The organism is Nocardia sp. NPDC003979 (assembly GCF_053605015.1).
The window spans coordinates 474,312-495,050 of sequence record NZ_JBSGIJ010000003.1; the positions used below are offsets into that span (position 1 = coordinate 474,312).

Genomic DNA, 20,739 nt, shown 5'->3' on the forward strand with positions numbered 1-20,739 from the left:
GAAAGGACCTCGCACGTGCGTCTGGCCACCTGGAATGTGAACTCGATCCGCTCCCGCGTCGACCGGGCGACGGCCTTGCTCGAGCGCCACGACATCGACGTGCTCGCGCTGCAGGAAACCAAGTGCCGCGACGATCAGTTCCCGTTCGAGCAGTTCGAGGCTGCCGGGTACGAGGTGGCCCATATCGGGCTCAATCAGTGGAACGGTGTGGCCATCGTGTCGCGGGTCGGGCTCGACGACGTGGAGGTGGCGTTCCCCGATCAGCCCGGTTTCGACAAGAACGCGGGTGACTCGCTGCTCGACTCGCCGGTGGTCGAGTCGCGGGCGATCGGCGCGACCTGTGGTGGGGTGCGGGTGTGGAGCCTCTACGTCCCCAATGGCCGCTCGCTCGGCGACCCGCACTACGCCTACAAACTCGAATGGCTCTCGACGCTGCGCGCCGATGCCGCCCGCTGGCTCACCGAGGACCCCTCGGCCCAGATCGCCCTGGTCGGTGACTGGAATATCGCGCCCACCGACGACGACGTGTGGAATCCGAAGCTCTTCGAGGGCAAGACCCACACCTCCGCCCCCGAGCGCGCCGCCTTCCAGGCCATGCTCGACACCGGCTTCCGTGATGTGATGCGCCCCTTCGCGCCCGGCCCCGGCGTCTACACCTACTGGGACTACACCCAGCTGCGTTTCCCCCGCAAGGAGGGCATGCGCATCGACTTCGTGCTGGCCTCCCCCGCCCTCGCCGACCGCACCAAGGACGCCTTCGTCGACCGCGAGGAACGCAAGGGCAAGGGCGCCAGCGACCATGCTCCAGTGATCGCCGAGTTCACCGACTGAGACTTGTCCACAGCGGTACCGTGGGGTCAGGAATATCCGACCCGCGGGAGGTTGTGCATGTTCTACCGGTGTGTTGGGGCGGTGCCGCCCAAGCGGCACACGCAGCATCGCGATGAGCGGGGCAACCTCTACTACGAGGAGCTCATGGGCGAGGAGGGGTTCTCCGGCGACTCCTCGCTGCTCTATCACCGGGGCCTGCCACCCGCCATCGTCGACTCGACGGTGTGGGAGCTGGGCGATCAGTCGCTCACACCGAATCATCCACTGCGCCACCGTCATCTGCGGTTGCCCGACCTGTTCCCCGGCGACACACCCGCCGCGACCGATCCGGTGACGGGCAGGCGGCTGCTGCTGGCGAACGCCGATGTGCGGATCTCGTATGTGGTCGCCGAGGCGGCATCGCCGCTGTACCGCAATGCCATCGGCGACGAGTTGGTGTACGTGGAATCCGGTGCGGCGGTGGTGGAGAGCGTGTTCGGCGCGGTGCCGGTGCACCAGGGCGACCAGCTGCTCATGCCGCGAGCGACGACACACCGCTGGCTGCCGACGGGTGGAGCACCCTTGCGCGCGTATGTGATCGAGGCGTCGAGCCACATCACCCCGCCCAAGCGGTACCTGTCGAAATTCGGTCAGTTGCTGGAGAACTCACCGTATTGCGAGCGGGATCTGCACGGGCCGACAACACCGTTGCTCGCCGAGGGCACCGATGTGGAGGTGCTGGTCAAACATCGCGCCGGAGCGGAGGTGATCGGCACCAGATTGACCTATGCCACTCACCCTTTCGATGTGGTCGGCTGGGACGGGTGCCTGTATCCGTTCACCTTCGACATCGCCGATTTCGAGCCGATCACCGGCCGGGTGCATCAGCCACCGCCGGTGCATCAGGCCTTCGAGGGCGCCAATTTCGTGATCTGCAATTTCGTGCCACGCAAGGTGGATTACCACCCGCTCTCGATTCCGGTGCCCTATTACCACTCGAATGTGGACTCCGACGAAATCATGTTCTATTGCGGCGGAAACTACGAGGCGCGCAAGGGTTCCGGGATCGCACAGGGTTCGGTGTCGGTGCATCCCGGCGGTTACGCGCACGGTCCGCAACCCGGCGCCTACGAGCGCAGTATCGGTGCGGAATTCTTCGACGAGCTTGCGGTGATGGTGGATACCTTCCGGCCGTTGCAGCTCGGTGAAGGTGCGCTGGCCTGTGAGGATCCCGGATACGCGTGGACCTGGTCGGGGCGTGGGCCGCGGTGAGCGGACGGTCGCTTCGCGTCGAGGTGGCGCCGGACTCGCTGTTCGGGCCGGAGAACATGCCCTACGGGGTATTCGCCCCGCCGGGTGAATCCTTCCGGGTCGGTGTGCGTCTCGGCGATATGGTCCTGGATCTCGCCGCACTGCTCGGTGATCCGGTCTTCGCCCGCCCCGATCTCAATGCCTTTCTCGCCGCCGGGCCCGCTCGGTGGAATGCTGTTCGTGCGCGGTTGCGCGAATTGGCCGACACCGCTTTGCCGGTCGAGGTGGTGCATCCTGTGCGTTCGGTGCGGATGGCATTGCCGGTGACGATCGGCGATTACGTCGACTTCTACGCGAGCATCGACCACGCGACGAATCTGGGCAGGCTGTTCCGGCCCGACAGTGCACCATTGCTGCCGAATTGGCGTCATCTGCCGGTGGGATATCACGGGCGGGCGGGCACCGTCGTAGTTTCCGGAACCCCGGTGATCCGTCCACAGGGGCAGCGCCGGACCGATTCGAATGCACCGGAATTCGGGCCGTCACAGCGGCTCGATATCGAAGCGGAATTGGGGTTCGTGGTCGGCACCGGGTCGACGCTCGGCGTTCCGGTGGGTGTCGACGATTTCGCCGAGCACGTCTTCGGGGTCGCCCTGGTGAACGACTGGTCCGCGCGCGATATCCAAGCCTGGGAGTATCAGCCGCTCGGACCGTTCCTCGGAAAGTCCTTCGCGACTTCGCTGTCGGCATGGGTCACCCCGTTGGCCGCGTTGGAACAGGCGCGGGTGCCGCTACCGACTCAGGAACCGGAACCGCTGCCGTACCTGCGTGGCACCGCCGACCACGGCCTCGATATCGACCTGGCGGTGTCGTGGAACGGGCAGGTCGTCAGCCGACCGCCTTACGCGCGGATGTACTGGTCACCGGCGCAGATGCTGGCCCACCTCACCGCCAACGGCGCCTCCGTCCGCCCCGGCGACCTCTACGCCTCGGGCACCATCTCCGGCCCGGAACCGACCCAGCGCGGCTCGTTCATCGAGTTGTCCTGGGGTGGAACAGAACCCATCGCGGTGGGCGAGGAAACCCGCACGTTCCTCACCGACGGCGACGACGTGACGATCACCGCGACGGCACCGGGCACCGTGGGCAGGCGTATCGGTCTCGGCGAGGTCAGCGGACGGATTCTGTCGGCGCTCAGCGCCCCCTGAAGTGAGGTCTGCCGCCACCGGACGCTCGGCCGCTAGTTTTCCGACAGCGCGGGTACGAACCCGTAGCCTCCACCCAGGGGCGGAGATCATAACGGTCATCCTTCCACCCTGAGGTGGTATCGGTCGGAATTCTTGCCACGATACGGTGACGACTCGATACTTCGAACTAAAGGGTGCCGAGGATGTTGACGAGAATCGCCCGTATCGCTGTCGGCAGACCGCGACTGATTGTCGCGGTCGCGCTGCTGCTGATGATCCTGTGCGGCGCGATCGGCGCCACCGTGCACTCGAACATGAAATCGGGCGGATTCGTCACCGAGGATCTCGATTCGGTGCGGGCCAGTCAGTATCTGAGCGAGCACTTCCCCGGTAGCGAACCGAATTATGTCCTGCTCGTCACCGACCCGGTGTCGGTCGACTCCCCCGACGCCCGCGCCGCCGCAGATGCCGCCGTGGCCGCGCTGCGCACCTATCCCGAGGTCAGCGGGGTGCAGTCGTACTGGACCTCGCGTCCCGACCTGAAGCAGGCGCTGCGCAGCAAGGACGGCAACCGCGCGCTCATCCTCGCCAGTATCGAGGGCGACGACGCCGAACTGCCGGACCGGGCGGGCAAGATCACCGAGGCACTGGCTGACAACGAGGGGCCGGTGACCATCGAGGCGGGCGGTCTGGCCGCCACGTTCTCCGATATCAACACCCAGATCAGCAAGGACCTGATCCTGGCCGAGGCCATCGCCATCCCCATCACGGGCCTGTTGCTGGCGCTGGTGTTCGGCAGTCTCGTCGCGGCCGCGTTGCCGGTGGTCATCGGCCTGTTCGCGATCGCGGCCGCGCTCGGCATTCTGCGGGTGCTCACCGCCGTCACCGATGTGTCGATCTTCGCGCTGAACATGACCACCGCCCTCGGTCTGGCGCTGGCCATCGACTACAGCCTGTTCATCGTGAGCCGCTACCGCGAGGAACTCACCGGCGGATCCACCCCCACCGAGGCGGTGATCCGGTCGATCCGGACAGCCGGGCGGACCGTGGTGTACTCGGCACTGGTTGTCGCGCTGTCGCTGTCGGCGCTGCTGGTGTTCCCGCAGTACTTCTTCAAATCCTTCGCCTATGCCGGTATCGCGGTGGTCGCCGCGGCCACGGCCGCCGCCGTCATCGTGCTGCCCGCGCTGCTCATGCTTGTCGGGCACCGCATCGACGCCGGCGATCTGCGCACCCCGCTGCGCAAACTGTTCCGGCTGGCGCCGCGCCAGGAGAAGCAGCCGCGCCAGACCTTCTGGTACCGCCTGGTCACCGCGGTGATGAAACGGCCGCTGCCGATCGCGCTGGCCACCACCGCGTTCCTGTTGCTGCTCGGATCGCCGTTCCTGGGCGTGCAGTTCGGCTACCCCGACGACCGCTCGCTGCCCACCGAAGTCGCCAGCCGTGAAGTCGGCGACGTACTGCGCACCGAATTCGATGCCGACATGGCGTCGAGCGCGACCGTCGTGCTGCGCGAATTCCGGGGCGGCCCGGCCGAGCTGGACGCGTACGCACGCGAGCTGTCCAAGGTGCCCGACGTACCGGCGGTGCTGAGCAGCGCGGCCGTGTACCGCAACGGCCTGCGGGTGGCGGCGGGTGTGCCGGAGATGTCGGATCCGTCGGCGGGTGCGTACCTGTCGGTCGCCACCCGGCTCGACCCCTACTCCGACGCGGGCCGCGACCAGCTCGACACGCTGCGTGCGGTGCCCGCGCCCACCGACGCGCTCGTCACCGGTCCCGCCGCGCTGAACCAGGATTCCGTCGAGGCCATCACCGGCAAACTGCCGCTGGCCGGTGCGCTGATCGCGATCACGACGCTGGTGCTGTTGTTCCTGTTCACCGGCAGCGTCGTGCTCCCGGTGAAGGCGCTCGCGCTCAATATCCTGTCGCTGGCGGCCACCTTCGGCGCGATGGTGTGGATCTTCCAGGACGGGCACCTGTCCGGGCTGCTCGGTTTCCAGGCCACCGGCACCCTGAACCTGGCCATGCCGATCCTCATGTTCAGCCTGGCCTTCGGCGCGTCCATGGACTACGAGGTGTTCCTGCTCTCCCGCATCCGCGAGGAGTGGCTGGCCGGGCCCAAGACCACCGAGGGCAATACCGAGGCGGTCGCGATGGGTGTGGCCCGCACCGGGCGCATCTTCACCGCCGCCGCGCTGCTGATGAGCATCGTGTTCCTCGGCGTCGCCACCTCCGGTGTGTCGATGATGAAGCTGTTCGGGCTCGGCTGCGCGCTCGCCGTCATCAGCGACGCGACGGTCATCCGCGGCCTGCTCGCCCCGGCCCTGATGCGGATGATGGGCACCTGGAACTGGTGGGCGCCCAAGCCACTGGCCAAGCTGCACAACAGGTTCGGTCTACACGAGGCCGACGACGACCTCCCGGCCGCACATCCGACACTCGAGAAGACCTCCGCATAACCCCGATCGCCGGGCGGGTCGCCCCGCCCGGCGGGTATCGTCGGCGGCGGAGAATTCCACATCAACACGGGGGCTCGCACCAGCGGGCTGAGAGGACGGCTAGCCCTTTTTCCGGGCGATCAGGGCCGTCGACCGTATGAACCTGACCGGGTAATGCCGGCGTAGGGAGGACTGTTCATGGGCACAGCCACGTCGTCGAACGGCAACACCGCCGGAGTCGACACCGTCACCACCGGACCCATCCAGGGCAGCGTCAAGCACTACAAAGAGGTCGACGGCCTGCGCATTCCCGTGCGCCGGATCAACCTCACCAACGGCGATCACTTCGACGTCTACGACACCTCGGGCCCCTACACCGACGACAACGCGGTGATCGACCTCGAGGCCGGTCTGCCGAAGCTGCGCGACGAATGGACCAAGCCGGCGGTCGAGGGCCCGCGCACCCAGCTGCACTGGGCTCGCCAGGGCATCGTCACCGACGAGATGCGCTTCATCGCCGCCCGCGAGGGTGTCTCGGCCGAACTCGTGCGTGAGGAGGTCGCCGCCGGGCGCGCGGTGATCCCGGCCAACCACAACCACCCCGAACTCGAGCCGACCATCATCGGCAAGAAGTTCCTGGTGAAGATCAACGCCAATATCGGCAACTCGGCGGTGTCGTCGTCGATCGCCGAGGAGGTGGAGAAGATGGTGTGGGCCTCGCGGTGGGGCGCCGACACCATCATGGACCTGTCGACCGGCAAGAACATCCACGAGACCCGCGAGTGGATCCTGCGCAATTCGCCGGTCCCGATCGGCACGGTGCCGATCTACCAGGCGCTGGAGAAGGTGAACGGCGACCCGACCAAGCTCACCTGGGAGCTGTACCGCGACACCGTGATCGAGCAGTGCGAGCAGGGTGTGGACTACATGACCGTGCACGCGGGCGTGCTGCTGCGCTACATCCCGCTCACGGCCAAGCGCGTCACCGGCATCGTCTCGCGCGGCGGATCCATCATGGCCGCGTGGTGTCTGGCCCATCACCAGGAATCGTTCCTGTACACGCACTTCCGGGAGCTGTGCGAGATCCTCGCGAAGTACGACGTCACCTTCTCCCTCGGTGACGGCCTGCGCCCCGGCTCCATCGCCGACGCCAACGACGAGGCCCAGTTCGCCGAACTGCGCACCCTCGGCGAACTCACCAAGATCGCGAAATCCTATGGCGTGCAGGTGATGATCGAGGGCCCCGGCCACGTGCCTATGCACAAGATCGTGGAGAACGTCCGCCTCGAAGAAGAACTCTGCGAAGAGGCTCCGTTCTACACCCTCGGCCCGCTCGCCACCGATATCGCGCCCGCCTACGACCACATCACCTCGGCCATCGGCGCCGCGATCATCGCCCAGGCGGGCACCGCCATGCTCTGCTACGTCACCCCCAAGGAGCACCTGGGTCTGCCCAACCGCGACGACGTGAAGGTCGGCGTGATCACCTACAAGATCGCCGCCCACGCCGCCGACCTCGCCAAGGGCCACCCCCACGCCCAGGACCGCGACAACGAATTGTCCAAGGCCCGTTTCGAATTCCGCTGGCACGACCAGTTCGCGCTCTCGCTCGACCCGGACACCGCCCGCGAATACCACGACGAAACCCTGCCCGCCGAACCCGCCAAGACCGCCCACTTCTGCTCCATGTGCGGCCCGAAGTTCTGCTCCATGCGCATCTCCGCCGACGTCCGCGAATACGCCGAAAAACAAGGCCTCACCGACGTCGCCGCCATCGAAGCGGGCATGGCCGAGAAGTCGGCCGAGTTCGCCGACCACGGCAACCAGGTGTACCTGCCGGTCGTCTCCTGACCGCAGCGATCAGCCCCCGGAATCCACCCCAGGATTTCGGGGGCTGTTGCTATTCCCCGCGATCCGTAGGGTGCTGTCATGTCCACCCGAACCAAACGCGTCATCGCCGGTGCCGCCGCAGCCGCCACCCTTTCCCTCGCCGCACCGCTCGGCTCAGCCCATGCCGCCACACCGGTCGCCGGATCGACCGATATCGGCTGCACCTCCACCGACATCAACCCCTGCCCCATCCGCCCTCTCCTCGACCTGCTCACCCTGGTGACCAGCGGCTCCGCATAGGTAGGCCCTACCCGAAGCCCGCTCCGCGTCGTCCCTCGAATCCGAAGACGAATCGTGGGGTCGGCCGTCGGGGGCCGGGCGGGTACGGTCGGACAGGTGACCGATGCCTTCTATGTTCCCGATGCGGCGGACCCGAATCGCTTCGACTCGACCGAGCTGACCAGGGGTCCTTGGTCGCCGGATGCGCAGCATGCGGGGCCGCCGTCGGCGCTGTTGGGCCATGTCATCGAGCGGTGCGAGCCGCGTGACGGGTTTCAGGTGGGGCGGGTGGCGGTGGAGATTCTCGGACCGGTGCCGTTGGCGCCGTTGACGGTGCGGGCCGAGGTGGTGCGGTCGGGGCGCAGTGTGGAGTTGATCGAGGCGACGTTGTCGGCGGAGCGGGGGCCGGTGATGCGGGCGGTGGCCTGGCGGTTGAAGGTGTCGGAGCCGCCGTTGGACCTGCCGCCGGAGTTTCTGCCGAGTGGGCGCAGGCCGTTGCCGACCGAAGCCGAGCCAGGGACCTTTCCGTCGAATCAAAAGGTCGGGTTCCACACGGGGATCGAATATCGATTCAGCACAGGGTCTTTCACTGCGCCCGGGCCCGCAGTGTGCTGGATCAAGTTGAAGTATCCGATCGTCGCGGGCACCACGCCGAGCCCCTTGGAGCGGGCACTGGCCGCCGCCGATTCCGGCAATGGGGTGAGCGCGGTGCTCGACTGGTCCAAGTACCTGTTCATCAACACCGATCTCACCGTCACCCTGCATCGTCAGCCGGTCGGCGAGTGGGTGTGCCTGGATGCGGTGACCCACCCGCAACCGCACGGCATCGGCCTCGCGGAATCGGCGCTGTTCGACGAGACGGGCCCGATCGGCCGCAGCACCCAGACCCTGTTGATCGCACCACGCGGATAGGAAACTTTCGGCAGCGCGCAACCGCTTGGCCCACGCGTTGACATCCGGTCCCGACCCACCCCGCACGCCGCGGCGCGCCCACATCACGCCGCTCGCTGCGAACGTGCCGCAAGGGCTTCGTCAGACCACGGAAAAGCCCTGGGGCAGGGTCGTTCTGCCGGTCAATGCCGACAGCACCGGTACCCCGTCGCCGAGGTGGACCGCGGTGCGCGCCGCCAGCACGATGGCCTCGGTGAGCACATCCTCGGGTAGTTCGCAGGGCAGGCCGGTCGCGGCGGCGATGTCGAGACTGTGCACGGCCAGCTCGAAGGTCCGGGTGGGCAGGTAGGTGTAGAGCCGCATGCCGAGCCCACCGATGACGGTGATCAACCGATCTTCGGCGTCGGTGACAGCGGCGGTCGCGGCGGCGGCCAGGGCGTCGATCGCCGCGGCGGGGTCGTCACCGAGTTCGGTGGCCGCGTCGCGTCCGCGCCGCACGATCGCCTCGCTACCCGCCCGCGCCGCATAAGCTTTCGCCATGGCGTAGTACTCCTGCGGGCTCGCCACGTCCTCGACCTCGGCGGGCTGCTCGAGATAGGCGGTGACGGTGGTGAGCGAGCGGGAGGTGTGACCGACCAGCGATCGCAGATCCCACTCACCCAATCCCGGCCCCGCCCAGCTGTCGGCGGGGATCTTCCTGACAAGGGCGGCGAAGCTCGCCGCCGCGCTCACAAAGGTTTCGGCCGGATGCTCGTGCACAGCATCGAACGTACCGGCCACACGGTGATCAGCGCAGGGCGTCGAGGTTCACCAGTTCGGCGTTCCCGTGCTTGATCAGTTCCGATTCGCCGGTGCTCGTGCGACGGAACGGGTCACCCTTTCCGGTCGTGAGCAGGCCGTGGAGGCTGGTGGTGATGTACGCGCCCCAGGCATTCGCGCACACCTCGTAGCATTCGACCTCCGGCGCCAAACCCACGTGGGTGAAACGGATTTCGGTGCCGGTGGGGGTTTCGGTGATGTCGAAGACGACGTCGGTGTTCTCCCATTCGGCGGTGTCGGAGATGAAGGCGAGGTGGGAGTCGGTGACGTGCCAGACCAGGCGCTTGCCGGGGATCGACTCGGTGGTGGTCATGGTGCAGCGGTGGATGCCGGGGACCTCGAAACGGTAGCTGTCGCCGACCGTTCCCGAGGTGCCCTCGACGGTCTCCGACCACCACGACCACACGTCGTTGATGGCGGCGAAGGCTTCCGCCGGGGTCTTGTGCACGGTGATCGTCGCGGTGAAGTCGCTCATGGCTTTTCCTATGCTCGGCTCAGCCGTCGAGGTGGCGGCGGAGCGCGTCGAGTGGACCGTCCCAGTCACGGGACAGGGCGGCCAGGAACTGCTGGGCCACCCGCATGGGGGCGGAATCGAGGCGGTAGCGCACGCGACGCCGTTCACCGGGTTCCGCGATCACCAAGCCCGCGTCCGCGAGCAGGGCAAGGTGTTTGGCGATCGCCTGCCGGGTGATGGGCAGGCGATCGGCGAGGTCGGTCGCGGTGGCCGGACCGTCGGCGGCCAGCGCGGCGAGGACCGCGCGGCGGCTCGGATCGGCCAGCGCGACGAAGACCCGTTCGGCGGTTGCCTCGGTCTCAGGCCGCATCGAGGTACTCGACGAGCTCACCCAGCTCGCTCTTCCAGCCACCGACATTGCCCTCGAAGGCCTCCTTGTGCGCGGCCTCCGGCAGCTGCGCGAAGCCGGATTCGACCACGGTGAGCCGGGTGCCCGCACCGGCCGGTTCGAGCCGGAATTCGACGTAGGTGCGGCGCGGGTCGTCGTCGGGCAGCCCGTTGATGGGCCAGGTGTAGCCGAAGACGGTCGGCTCCTCGACCCGCTCCACGCGCATGTCGGCGGCGAAGCCTTCGTTCCAGGTCATCCGCATGTCGCCGCCCGGGCGCAGGTCGATCTCGGCGGTATTGCCGAACCAGCTCGCGAGCCCCTCGGCGGTGGTGATCGCCGCCCAGACCTTGGCGGGCGGATGGGCGAGTTCTACGGTTCGCACGATCTGATCGGGAAATCCCATGGCGCTTCCTCCTGTGTCGCAACCGATTGGTTGCTACTCACAGTATGGCAACCAATTGGTTGCGTCAAGGGTCAGTGTCCACCGCTCACGCGAAAGCCCTTCGGCACCAGCCAGACGGCACCGACCGTCACCACGGCGACGACGGCGGCCGACAGATACGACGTGGTGGTGAGGGCGGAATCGAAGGCGTGGGTGGCGGCGCCGAGCAGCTCGGTGCGCGCGGGTTCCGGCAGGTCCGAGGCGACTTCGGCGGCACCGCCCACCGAACCGCTCGCCTGCTCCACGCGGTCGGGCGGCACGGGCAGATGGGTCATGTGCTCGGTGAAGAGCCTGGCGTGCAAGCTGCCGAGCAGCGCCACCCCGAAACCGACACCGACCTCGTAGTTGGTCTCCTCGACCGCACCCGCCTGACCCGCCCGGTCGGCGGGAACGGCACCGACGAGCACGGCGGCGGCCGCGGTGACGGCCATCCCGTCACCGAGCCCGAAGGAGACGAGCACCAGCGCCACCACCGGATACGACGTCGGTTCCGGGCTCACCGCGAGCAGCAGGAAGCCGAGCGCGACCGCACCCAGGCCGACACCGAGCACCACGCGCACCCCGAATTTCTCCATCAGCATCGGCGTGAGCAGCGACGCCGTGAGCAGGGTGAGGGCGGCGGGCAACATCCGGATACCCGCCTGCGAGGGGCTGTAGCCGTGCACGTACTGCAACCACAGCGAGATCAGGAACATGGCGGCGCCGATGGCCATCATGGCGAGCAGGGTCGCGACGGCCGCCGCGGTGAACGCGCCGTTGTGGAACAGGCGCACGTCAAGCAGCGGATCGGCCGACAGCAGCTGGCGACGGGCGAACCAGGCCAGCGCGCCGACGCCGATCAGCAGCATCGCCCAATCCGCCAGTGTCGCCTCGCCTTTGGCCAGATGCTTGATGCCCCACGCCAGGCAGACGATGCCCGCGACGGACAGCACCGCCGAGAACCAATCGAGCCGACCCGCCTGCGGGGTCCGGTACTCCGGCAGCACCCACAACCCGACGACCACCGTCACCAGCACCACCGGCACGTTCAGCCAGAACGCCGACGACCAGCCGAAATGCTCGACCAGGAAACCGCCGACGATCGGACCGACCGTCGCACCCACCCCGGCGACGGCCGCCCAGATCCCGATGGCCGTATTGCGCTCTCGCACGTCGGTGAAGATGTTGCGGATCAGCGACAACGTCGACGGCATCACCATCGCGCCACCGATACCGAGCAGCACCCGCCCGACGATCAGTTGCGCCGCACTGCCCGCGGTGGCCGCGATCACCGAAGCGACACCGAACAGCAGAAACCCGCTGAGAAACAACAGCTTCCGCCCCCACCGGTCCCCCAGTGCCCCGGTGGTGATGAGCAACCCGCCGAGCACGAGACCGTAGATATCGATGATCCACAACTGCTCGAGCGGCCCGACGTGCAGATCGTCGATCAACGACGGCAACGCCACATTCAGAATCGTGGCATCCATCGCCACCAGCAACAGGCTGGCGCACAGCACCCCGAGCATCACCCAGCGCACCGACCCATAGGTCTTCGTCTGCTCGTCCACCTGTCACCATCCTGGTCGTGATCGGTTTCCGTGGCGCTCGACCGCCCAGGTCAACGTAACCGCTCGGTACCGGTTCCCCGGGGAAGCGCCACACCAGGTGAATGTGAAAACGGCGCCTGCGACCCGGAGGATCGCAGGCGCCGTCAGGGGGCCGTCTCAGGACTTGTCGAACCTGGTGTCGACGTAGGAGCCGAAGTCGACCTTTCCTGGAATGGCCTTGGCGTCGGTGAAGGCGTCGGCGATCTCCTGTTCGGAAGCGATCACCTGGTCGGTGAGCTGGATCGGTTGCTTGATCGAGCGGGTCCAGGTGGTGCGGGAAGCGTCGACGCTGATCTGGGTGAGTTCGGCGTACTTCGCCGACCAGGTGTCGAGGTTGTCCGAGGACCACTTGGTCGCGGCCGCGTAGCGCTGGAAGAAGTCGGCGAGCGCGGCCGACTTGCCCGGGTCGGCGAGGGTCTTGTTGCCCGCGGCCCAGAAGTTGTAGCCGTTGGCGGCCTGGTCGGCGGTGGCGATGGACTTGGCGCCGATCTCCTTCTCGGCGATGGCGGTGTAGGGGTCCCAGGTGGCCCAGGCGTCGACATCGCCCCTGGTGAGGGCCGTGTAGCCGTCACCGGGCGAAAGGTAGACCGGTTCGACATCGCTCAGCGACAAGCCCGCCTTCTTCAGTTGCAGCAGCAGGTTGGCGTTGGCCGAACTGCCTTTGTAGACGGCGACCTTCTTGCCCTTCAGCGCTGCGACCGAAGCGATCGGCGAATCCTTGCCGACCAGGATCGCATCGCCCTTGCCGGTGGCCGAGAGCGCGCCGACGATCTTGATATCGGCATCGGCGGCCGCACCGAAGATGACGGGGGTGTTGCCGGTCTGGGCGATATCGATGCCGCCCGCGCTGGCCGCCTCGACCAGTGGCAGGCCTGCGGTGAAGGTGGAGAACTCGATCTTGTAGGGCAGGTTTTCCAGCTGACCCGACGCCTTCAGCAGCACCTCGATCGAGATCGCCTTCTGGTCACCGACTTTCAGCGTCACCGTGCTCAGGTCGACCGGCCCCGTCGGCGCGGCTTCGGTGGCCGCGTTGTCGCCGCAAGCGCTCAGCGAGAGCGCGGTGACGACAGCGAGGGCCGCACCTATCAGGCCACGAGTCGGAATGAGTTTCACGGGAACACCTTTCGTGCTTTCAGGAAAAGGCCGGCACAGCGAGCCGAACTCGGCGCGGAGCGGCCGGATCAGTGCGTCACGCCTAGCAGCGCGAGCAGCCGGGCGGCGTATTCGGCGACCTCCGGTGCCGCGGCGGTGCGCGGGCGCGGGAGGTCGATGGGGACATCGGCGGCGATCCGGCCGTCGTCGAGGACGAGCACCCTGTCGGCGAGGGTGATCGCCTCCAGCACGTCGTGGGTCACCAGCAGCACGCCGAAGGCGCGCTCGGCGTGCAGGCCGAGCAGCAGGTTGTGCATGGTCAACCGGGTGAGTGCGTCGAGGGCGCCGAACGGTTCGTCGAGCAGTAGCAGTGTCGGTTCGGCGACCAAAGCCCGTGCCAGCGCGGCACGTTGGGCTTCACCGCCGGACAGCGTCAGCGGCCAGGCATCAGCACGGGCGGCCAGGCCGACCTCGGCGAGCGCGTCGCGCGCCGCTAGTTCGTCGGCCCGGCGGTTCCGCGGTGTGGGTCGACCGAGGGCGACGTTGCGCACCACCGGCTGCCACGGGATCAGGCGGGGTTCCTGGAAGACGATCGTCGGCCTTCCGTCGACGAATACCTCACCGGCACTGGTCGAATCGAGCCCGCCGAGAATTCGCAGCAGGGTCGATTTGCCCGAACCGCTGCGCCCGACGAGCGCGACGATCTCGCTTGCGCCGATCTCGAGGTCGATTCCGTCGAGGACGGTGCGTTCACCGAATCGCTTGCCGAGCCCGGTTATTCGTGCGGCCGCAGTTGTGCGCGGGGTGATGGTGGTGGCGGTCATCGGGTGGGCCTCGCAATCGAACGGAGAAGAGGAGCGGTCGGCGCGGTTGTCTCGCGGCAGCTGTGCCGCACGATGCCGCGGCATGCGGTCCGCTCGGCTCGGCGGAATCGGCGCGAGAGGCGCTTCGCGGCAGCTGTGCCCGGCAGTGACGCGCGTCGCTGACCGCGCGGCGGGAGAGGCTCACACATCAACGCACCGCCGGTCGCCATCGCAGCGCGCGCCGCTCGGCCAACCGCACCAGCGAATCCGTAAGCAGACCGAGCAAGCTGTAGACCACCAACCCGAACACCACGATGTCGGTGCGCAGAAATTCACGGGCATTGTTGACGACGAAGCCGAGCCCCGCGCTCGCATTGATCTGCTCGGCGACGATGAGCGAAAGCCAAGCGATGCCGAGACTTTGACGCGCACCGACCAGGATCTGCGGCAGCGCACCCGGCAGCACAAGCAGCCGCAATCGCTCACCGAGGCCGAGACGAAGGGCGGTCCCGAGCTCGAGCAGCTTCGGGTCGAGCTGGCGGATACCGGAATAGGTGTTGAGGTAGAGCGGGAAGAACACACCGAGCGCGATCAGATAGACCTTCGGTTCCTCGCCGATACCGAACCAGATGATGAACAGCGGGATCAGGCCGAACAGCGGGATGGTGCGGATCATCTGCAGCGGCGGGTCGAGTGCGTACTCACCGATCTTGCTGAGCCCGGCCAGCACACCGAACGCCAGCGCGAGCACCGCGCCGAGCGCGAAACCGTAGAGCGCGCGCTGACCCGACACCAGCAGCGCGTCACCGAGCTGGCCGGATCGATAGATCTCGAGGCCCGCCTCGAAAACCGCCGAGGGGGCGGGCAGTTTCCTGGCCGGAATCCAGCCGCTGGTGCTGCCGATCTGCCACAGCAACAGCAGTGCCAGCGGCGAGACCGCGCGCAGCAGGCCGGGTCGGCGATACAGCGGCCGGTCCACGGGTGCGGTGCGCGATGCAGACAACATGGATGCATGGTGCCCCGCGCCCGCCGCGCCACGACAGGGTTGCGATCAGCTCGAGGATTACCCCGCGCGGCTGGAAATCTGCTGCACACCCCACCCGTTGCCGTCGGGATCGCTGAAGAACACGAAGCCGACATTGTCGAGTGGGTGCGGTGTGGGCGACGGATTCACGCCGAGCACCTGCACGTCGGTGACCTCGACACCGCGGGCCACCAGTTCGGCGCGCGCCTGCTCGATGTCAGGGACCACCAGCTGCAAGCCCTTCAACGAACCCGGCGGCATCTGTGGAACCGCGCCCTTGCCGACCACGATCGAGCAGCCGGAGCCGGGCGGGGTGAGCTGGACGATGCGCACCTCGTCGGAGATCACCGTGTCGTGGTCGACATTGAATCCGAGCTTGTTCGCGTAGAAATCCTTGGCCCGGTCGATATCCGACACGGGAACGACCACTACTTCCAGAGTCCAGTTCACGACGCACCTTCCACGGTTGGTCTGCCGACTCGCAACGCCGCTCAGTGTGCCACCAGCTCAGGCTTTCCGCTCCCAACGCCAAGCGAATTCCCCCGGCGCGGGTGGTGGACCGGGCAGCTCACCCTCGGCACGCAGGCCGTCGATCAGCAGGGCGAGGACACGGCGGCGCAGTTCGGCGGTTCGCACCTGGCCGGGCATGGTGATCGCGGCACATGCCTCGAGGATCAGGCCGATGTCCAGTGCGCTCACATCGGCGCGCAGCCGACCGGTGGCGTGGGCGCGGCGGACCAGTTCCTCGGTGACCTCGCCGGAATGCAGCACGTCGGGCAGCATCGCGTCGTCGGGGGTGAAGGTGCCGGCCAGCCGCACGGTGAGCGAGTGCACGTCGGCGTCGACCACCCGCTCGAGGAAACCGACGAATCCGCGCCAACCGTCGGAATCCTCCAGTGCGGCATCGGCTTCCGCGTTGTAGCGCCGTAACCCCCCGTGACACAGCGTGCGTAGCAGCACCTCCTTGCTCGGATAGCGGCGATAGAGGGCGCTGATGCCGACGCCCGCGCGTTCGGCGACCGCGGCGATCGGCGCGGTCGGATCGTCGAGGAACACCGCCCGTGCGGCCTCGAGGATCAGTCCGTCATTGCGCGCGGCCTGAGCTTTACGACCGGGCAAGCGGGGCTGAGCTGGGGTTTCGTTCTGCTTCGGCATGAATATCAGCCTACCACTTGAAACGGAATGATCCGTTCTGTTACGGTTGGAACAGAACGAAGCATTCCGTTTCAAGAAGAGGATCCGACATGACCGTCACGCCCTTCCGCATCGATGTCCCCCAGGCCCGGCTCGACGACCTCGCCGCCCGGCTGCGCAACGCGCTCTACCCGAACGAGCTGCCCGGCGTGGGCGACGCGTACGGCGTGCCCGGCGATCGGGTCCGCGCCCTCGCGAAGTACTGGCTCGAGGAGTTCGACTGGCGCGCACTGGAATCCGAGCTCAATGCCTACCCGCAGTTCACCACCGAGATCGAAGGCGAGGACATCCACTTCCTGCACATCCGTTCCTCGCGTGCCGACGCCACGCCGGTGATCCTCACCCACGGCTGGCCGGGTTCGATCCTGGAATACATCGACGTGATCGCCCCGCTCACCGAGCCCGAATCGGCCGATGACCCGGCGTTCCACCTGGTCATCCCGTCGCTGCCCGGATTCGGCTTCTCCGGGCCGACCCGCGGCACCGGCTGGAATCGCTACCGCACCGCCGCCGCCTGGGCCGAACTGATGGCGCGCCTCGGTTACGAGCGCTTCGGCGCGATCGGCAACGACGGCGGTTCGCTGGTCTCGCCCGAGATCGGGCGGATCGCGCCGGAGCAGGTGATCGGCGTGCACGTCACCCAGCTGTACTCCTTCCCGTCCGGCGACCCGGCCGAGTTCGAGGGCTTGTCCGAGGCGGACATGGCCGCGCTGGGACACCTGCAGTGGTTCCACGAGAACAAGATGGCGTTCAACACCCTGCACAGCCAGCAGCCGCAGACCCTGGCCTACGCGCTGGCCGATTCACCGATCGGCCTGCTCGGCTGGAACGCGCAGCTGTTCGGGGAGGCGCTCGACCCCCAGTTCGTGATCGCCAATATCGCGCTGTACTGGCTCACCGGCACCTCCGGTTCGTCGCTGCGGTTCTACTACGAGGACGCGCACGCCGCCGAGCACCCGAGCACGCCGACCACCGTGCCGACGGGGTTGGCCATGTTCGCCGGGGATTTCCAGTCCATCCGGCGCTTCGCCGAACGCGACCACAGCAACATCGTCAGCTGGAATTCCTACGATGTGCGCAGCGGCGCGGGCGGGCCCAACGACGCCGCCGGGCACTACGCCGCGCACGAGGCACCGGAGGTGCTGGTGGGCGATATCCGGCAGTTCTTCGCCGGCCTGTCCTGAGTCCCGGTGCCTCGGCCCACGCTCCCCTCATCGGTGCGTGGGCCGAAGCCCATTCGAATCATGCACCAGCGCACCGACGTGTGCGTAACGAAGTCCACGATCAGTGGTGTTCGTGCAGGTCGCCCCAGGCGGGGAACGGGTCGTCGTAGGTCGCCCACACGGCCGCGCCTGCGGCGAACTCCGCGTCGGTGAGCAGGGCGGCGGCCAGTTCGCGCCGCACCGCCGCCGCGTCGAGCCGCACGCCGATGAACACGATCTCCTGTCCGGCGGGCACCTCGAGCGCCGACCACCACGCGCCCGGTTCGAAGGTGAGATTGGGTCCGGCCTGCGACCAGATCGCGGCCAGCTCGGGGCGGCTGGCGATCCAGCAGAAACCTTTGCTGCGGAGCATGCCGCGCAGGGTGGTCAGCGCGTCGGCCAGGCGTTGCGGATGGAAGGGGCGGTCGGCGGTGAAGGTGAGACTGCTGATGCCGTATTCCTCGGTCTCGGGCGTGTGCCCGCCTGCCAATTCCTCTGCCCAGCCGTCTGTTTCGGCGGCGACCACCGGGTTGTAGCGGCCCGTGGACAGCACCTCGTCCAGGTCGACGACACCCTTCTCGGTGCGCAGGATGTGGGCGCGCGGATTGAGCCTGCGCACGGTGGCCTCGACCGTCGCGGCGGCATTCGCGCTGACGAGGTCGGTCTTGTTCACCAGCAGTACATCGGCGAACTCCACCTGATCCACGAGCAGGTCGGCGATGGTCCGCGAATCGCCCTCACCCGCTTCGAGTTCACGCTCGGCCAGGGCTTGGCCGCGCACCAGTTCGGCGAGGAAGGTCGAGGCGTCGACGACGGTGACCATGGTGTCGAGTCGGGCCACATCGCCGAGGCGGAATCCGTCCTCGAATTCCCAGTCGAAGGTGGCGGCCACCGGCATCGGCTCGGAGATGCCGGTCGACTCGATCACCAACTGGTCGAAGCGGCCCTCGCGGGCGAGCCGGGCGACGGCTTCGATCAGGTCCTCGCGCAGCGTGCAGCAGATGCAGCCATTGGTGAGCTCGACGAGTTTCTCCTCGGTGCGATCGAGGTGACCCTGACCCGCGACGAGCGCGGCGTCGATGTTCACCTCGCTCATGTCGTTGACGATCACCGCGACCCGGCGGCCTTCGCGGTTGGCGAGGATGTGGTTGAGCAGGGTGGTCTTGCCCGCGCCGAGAAAGCCGGACAGGACGGTGACGGGCAGGCGGGCGGGCGAATCGGTAGTGGACACGAGTTAATGATAATGGTTTTCAATTGCTGGAACCGGTTGGGTCCAGGAAATCGGACAGGCGGTCGTAGGGTTGGGGCGTGAAGATGTTGCCGCTCGCCCCCGATGGCCAAACTCCTGTTCGCGCGCTCACCATCGCGGGCACCGACTCCGGTGGCGGCGCCGGTATCCAGGCCGATTCGCGGACCATGGCCATGTGCGGGGTGCACGCCTGTGTCGCCGTCGCCGCGGTGACGGTGCAGAACACGGTGGGCGTCAGCGGTTTTCACGAGATCCCGCCGCAGATCGTGGCCGATCAGGTGCGGGTGGTCGTGCGCGATATCGGGATCGGCGCGGCCAAGACGGGGATGCTCGCGTCCACCGCCATCATCGAATCGGTGGCGGCGGTCTGCCGGGAGGTCGGGATCGGACGCCAGGGAACGGTGCCGCTGGTCGTCGACCCGGTCGCGGCATCGATGCACGGCGACCCGCTGCTGCACGCCTCTGCGCTCGACGCCGTACGCACCACACTCATCCCGCTCGCCACCGTCGTCACGCCGAATCTCGACGAGGTGCGCCTCATCACCGGCATCGAGGTGGTCGACGACCCGACCGCCCGCAAGGCCGCCGAAGCGCTGCACGGCCTCGGCGCGCAGTGGGCCATCGTCAAGGGCGGGCACCTGCGCACGTCGGAGACCAGCACGGACCTGCTCTTCGACGGCGACACCTTCCAGGAATTCAGCGCTCCACGCATCGGCACCGGCAACGATCACGGCGGCGGCGACACCTTGGCCGCGGCCATCGCGAGCGCGCTCGCCCACGGGTACTCAGTGCCCGATGCGGTGGCCTTCGCCAAGGAATGGACCTACCGCTGCCTGGCCGCGTCTTACGACCTCGGTGCTGGTCACGGGCCTGTGTCGCCGTTATGGAGACTCCGCACAGATCGCTAGCGTGGCAATCGAAACTTGTCGGTGGGCGGGTCCATACTGAGGTCATCGCACCCCCACCGGCTCCAACGACGTAGTCGGCGAGAACAACGAGGTTCGTGCCGGGCGCGAAGTTCAGTCAGTCACGAATGCGTCGCGCAGCGGTTCGGCCGGATCGATCCGGACGCCGTTGAACCGGGCGTGAGCTTGGGCCAGCGCCGAGATGCTCTCGGCCAGATAGTCGATGAACCGCTCCACGGGCATCGCCGACACCTCGCGCTGGTTGGCGCCGAGCCACCAGTCCGTCGCCGAGGCGACCGCCCCGAAAATCGAATAGCTCACCAATTCGATGCCCGCCACGTCGACCGATTCGTCCGGCAGCAACCCGGCGATGAATTCGGCGGCGCGCCTGGCCGATTGGCGGGCGGCGGCCAGGGCCCGTTCGGTTTCGCGGGCCTGCTGGCTGAAATGACTGTGCAGGATGAACCGGAAGACATTCGGGTGCTCCGACACCACCGCCACGTACTCGGCGGCCGCGCGACGCACCAGTTCGGCTGCCGAGTCGTGGGTGAGGTCGATCCCGCCGAGCAGCCGTTCCCAGAGCATTTCGCGCACCCGGTCGACGATCGCGTTGTAGAGATCGGTCTTGTCCTCGAAGTGCCGGTACAGCTTGGGCTTGGCGGCGCCCGCCTCCTTGGCGATGTCGCCCATGCTCACGTCCGGGCCGTGCGCGTCGAGGGCCCGGAAGGCCGCTTCGACGAATTCGATCCGCACCTGGACGCGATGGGCCCGCCAGCGTTCAGTGCGCGCGTCCACACGCCGGGCTGGGACCTCGTCGGCCTTCCGATGCACGCGCGTCACACTGGCAGTATCGCTGGCCACGCGGCGCGACACGCTGCCACCCCTGATTTTT

At 67.5% G+C, this 20,739-nt stretch carries 21 protein-coding genes; 9 read left to right on the forward strand and 12 right to left on the reverse strand.

The genetic code is table 11. The features are described from left to right. Positions 1-15: 15 nt before the first annotated feature. The 7 genes from ACWEVR_RS09050 (at position 16) to ACWEVR_RS09080 (ending at position 8,707) form a co-directional block, all read left to right on the forward strand. Positions 16-831 (forward strand): exodeoxyribonuclease III, encoded by an 816-nt coding sequence (locus ACWEVR_RS09050; RefSeq protein ID WP_452466439.1) that lies wholly within the window; start codon positions 16-18, stop codon positions 829-831. 57 nt (positions 832-888) lie between these two features. Continuing rightward, positions 889-2,082: a homogentisate 1,2-dioxygenase domain-containing protein gene (locus tag ACWEVR_RS09055; RefSeq protein ID WP_452466440.1), complete on the forward strand. Its 1,194-nt coding sequence runs from the start codon at positions 889-891 to the stop codon at positions 2,080-2,082. Positions 2,083-2,138: 56 nt separating this feature from the next. Beyond that, positions 2,139-3,269: a fumarylacetoacetase gene (gene fahA / locus ACWEVR_RS09060; protein WP_452466534.1), complete on the forward strand. Its 1,131-nt coding sequence runs from the start codon at positions 2,139-2,141 to the stop codon at positions 3,267-3,269. Between the two features lie 182 nt (positions 3,270-3,451). After that, the gene (locus ACWEVR_RS09065; RefSeq protein WP_452466441.1) at positions 3,452-5,707 is read left to right on the forward strand and encodes an MMPL family transporter; all 2,256 of its coding nucleotides are present in this window, start codon (positions 3,452-3,454) and stop codon (positions 5,705-5,707) included. 177 nt (positions 5,708-5,884) lie between these two features. Next, on the forward strand, positions 5,885-7,537 hold the full coding sequence (thiC, locus tag ACWEVR_RS09070; RefSeq protein ID WP_452466442.1) for a phosphomethylpyrimidine synthase ThiC: 1,653 nt from the start codon (positions 5,885-5,887) through the stop codon (positions 7,535-7,537). A 78-nt stretch (positions 7,538-7,615) separates the two neighbouring features. Continuing rightward, positions 7,616-7,816 (forward strand): hypothetical protein, encoded by a 201-nt coding sequence (locus ACWEVR_RS09075; RefSeq protein WP_452466443.1) that lies wholly within the window; start codon positions 7,616-7,618, stop codon positions 7,814-7,816. Positions 7,817-7,912: 96 nt separating this feature from the next. Then, complete coding sequence (locus tag ACWEVR_RS09080) at positions 7,913-8,707, forward strand: thioesterase family protein (protein WP_452466444.1); 795 nt, start codon at positions 7,913-7,915, stop codon at positions 8,705-8,707. 120 nt (positions 8,708-8,827) lie between these two features. On the opposite strand, the gene ACWEVR_RS09085 is transcribed toward ACWEVR_RS09080, so the two are convergent. The 10 genes from ACWEVR_RS09085 to ACWEVR_RS09130 all read right to left on the reverse strand — a co-directional run bounded on the left by ACWEVR_RS09085 (position 8,828) and on the right by ACWEVR_RS09130 (position 16,452). Next, positions 8,828-9,445 (reverse strand): maleylpyruvate isomerase family mycothiol-dependent enzyme, encoded by a 618-nt coding sequence (locus tag ACWEVR_RS09085; RefSeq protein WP_452466445.1) that lies wholly within the window; start codon positions 9,443-9,445, stop codon positions 8,828-8,830. Positions 9,446-9,473: 28 nt separating this feature from the next. After that, on the reverse strand, positions 9,474-9,980 hold the full coding sequence (locus ACWEVR_RS09090) for an SRPBCC family protein (RefSeq protein ID WP_452466446.1): 507 nt from the start codon (positions 9,978-9,980) through the stop codon (positions 9,474-9,476). A gap of 19 nt (positions 9,981-9,999) precedes the next feature. Then, entirely contained in the window at positions 10,000-10,329 is a 330-nt protein-coding gene (locus ACWEVR_RS09095) for an ArsR/SmtB family transcription factor (RefSeq protein WP_067484519.1), read from the reverse strand. Further along, on the reverse strand, positions 10,319-10,750 hold the full coding sequence (locus ACWEVR_RS09100) for an SRPBCC domain-containing protein (RefSeq protein ID WP_452466447.1): 432 nt from the start codon (positions 10,748-10,750) through the stop codon (positions 10,319-10,321). Before ACWEVR_RS09100 ends, ACWEVR_RS09095 begins: the two co-directional genes overlap by 11 nt. A 71-nt stretch (positions 10,751-10,821) precedes the next feature. Continuing rightward, complete coding sequence (locus ACWEVR_RS09105; RefSeq protein ID WP_452466448.1) at positions 10,822-12,339, reverse strand: MFS transporter; 1,518 nt, start codon at positions 12,337-12,339, stop codon at positions 10,822-10,824. A 156-nt stretch (positions 12,340-12,495) separates the two neighbouring features. Next, entirely contained in the window at positions 12,496-13,491 is a 996-nt protein-coding gene (locus tag ACWEVR_RS09110) for an ABC transporter substrate-binding protein (protein WP_452466449.1), read from the reverse strand. Positions 13,492-13,559: 68 nt separating this feature from the next. Next, complete coding sequence (locus tag ACWEVR_RS09115; protein WP_452466450.1) at positions 13,560-14,294, reverse strand: ABC transporter ATP-binding protein; 735 nt, start codon at positions 14,292-14,294, stop codon at positions 13,560-13,562. 187 nt (positions 14,295-14,481) lie between these two features. Continuing rightward, positions 14,482-15,279 (reverse strand): ABC transporter permease, encoded by a 798-nt coding sequence (locus ACWEVR_RS09120; RefSeq protein ID WP_452466451.1) that lies wholly within the window; start codon positions 15,277-15,279, stop codon positions 14,482-14,484. Positions 15,280-15,336: 57 nt separating this feature from the next. Continuing rightward, entirely contained in the window at positions 15,337-15,747 is a 411-nt protein-coding gene (locus tag ACWEVR_RS09125; protein WP_452466452.1) for a VOC family protein, read from the reverse strand. 57 nt (positions 15,748-15,804) lie between these two features. Beyond that, positions 15,805-16,452 (reverse strand): TetR/AcrR family transcriptional regulator, encoded by a 648-nt coding sequence (locus ACWEVR_RS09130; RefSeq protein ID WP_452466453.1) that lies wholly within the window; start codon positions 16,450-16,452, stop codon positions 15,805-15,807. 89 nt (positions 16,453-16,541) lie between these two features. Here ACWEVR_RS09130 and ACWEVR_RS09135 point away from each other — a divergent pair, with 89 nt between their 5' ends. Further along, positions 16,542-17,675 (forward strand): epoxide hydrolase family protein, encoded by a 1,134-nt coding sequence (locus tag ACWEVR_RS09135; protein ID WP_452466454.1) that lies wholly within the window; start codon positions 16,542-16,544, stop codon positions 17,673-17,675. 100 nt (positions 17,676-17,775) lie between these two features. On the opposite strand, the gene ACWEVR_RS09140 is transcribed toward ACWEVR_RS09135, so the two are convergent. Beyond that, positions 17,776-18,924: a GTP-binding protein gene (locus ACWEVR_RS09140; RefSeq protein ID WP_452466455.1), complete on the reverse strand. Its 1,149-nt coding sequence runs from the start codon at positions 18,922-18,924 to the stop codon at positions 17,776-17,778. A gap of 77 nt (positions 18,925-19,001) precedes the next feature. On the opposite strand from ACWEVR_RS09140, the gene thiD reads away from it, so the two are divergent. Then, positions 19,002-19,850 carry a bifunctional hydroxymethylpyrimidine kinase/phosphomethylpyrimidine kinase gene (thiD, locus tag ACWEVR_RS09145; RefSeq protein ID WP_452466456.1) on the forward strand — a complete coding sequence of 283 codons (849 nt, stop codon included), beginning with the start codon at positions 19,002-19,004 and terminating at the stop codon, positions 19,848-19,850. A gap of 111 nt (positions 19,851-19,961) precedes the next feature. Here thiD and ACWEVR_RS09150 read toward each other — a convergent pair whose 3' ends face one another. Then, positions 19,962-20,687, reverse strand: a complete 726-nt coding sequence (locus tag ACWEVR_RS09150) for a TetR/AcrR family transcriptional regulator (RefSeq protein WP_084457387.1) — start codon at positions 20,685-20,687, stop codon at positions 19,962-19,964. Positions 20,688-20,739: the final 52 nt, after the last annotated feature.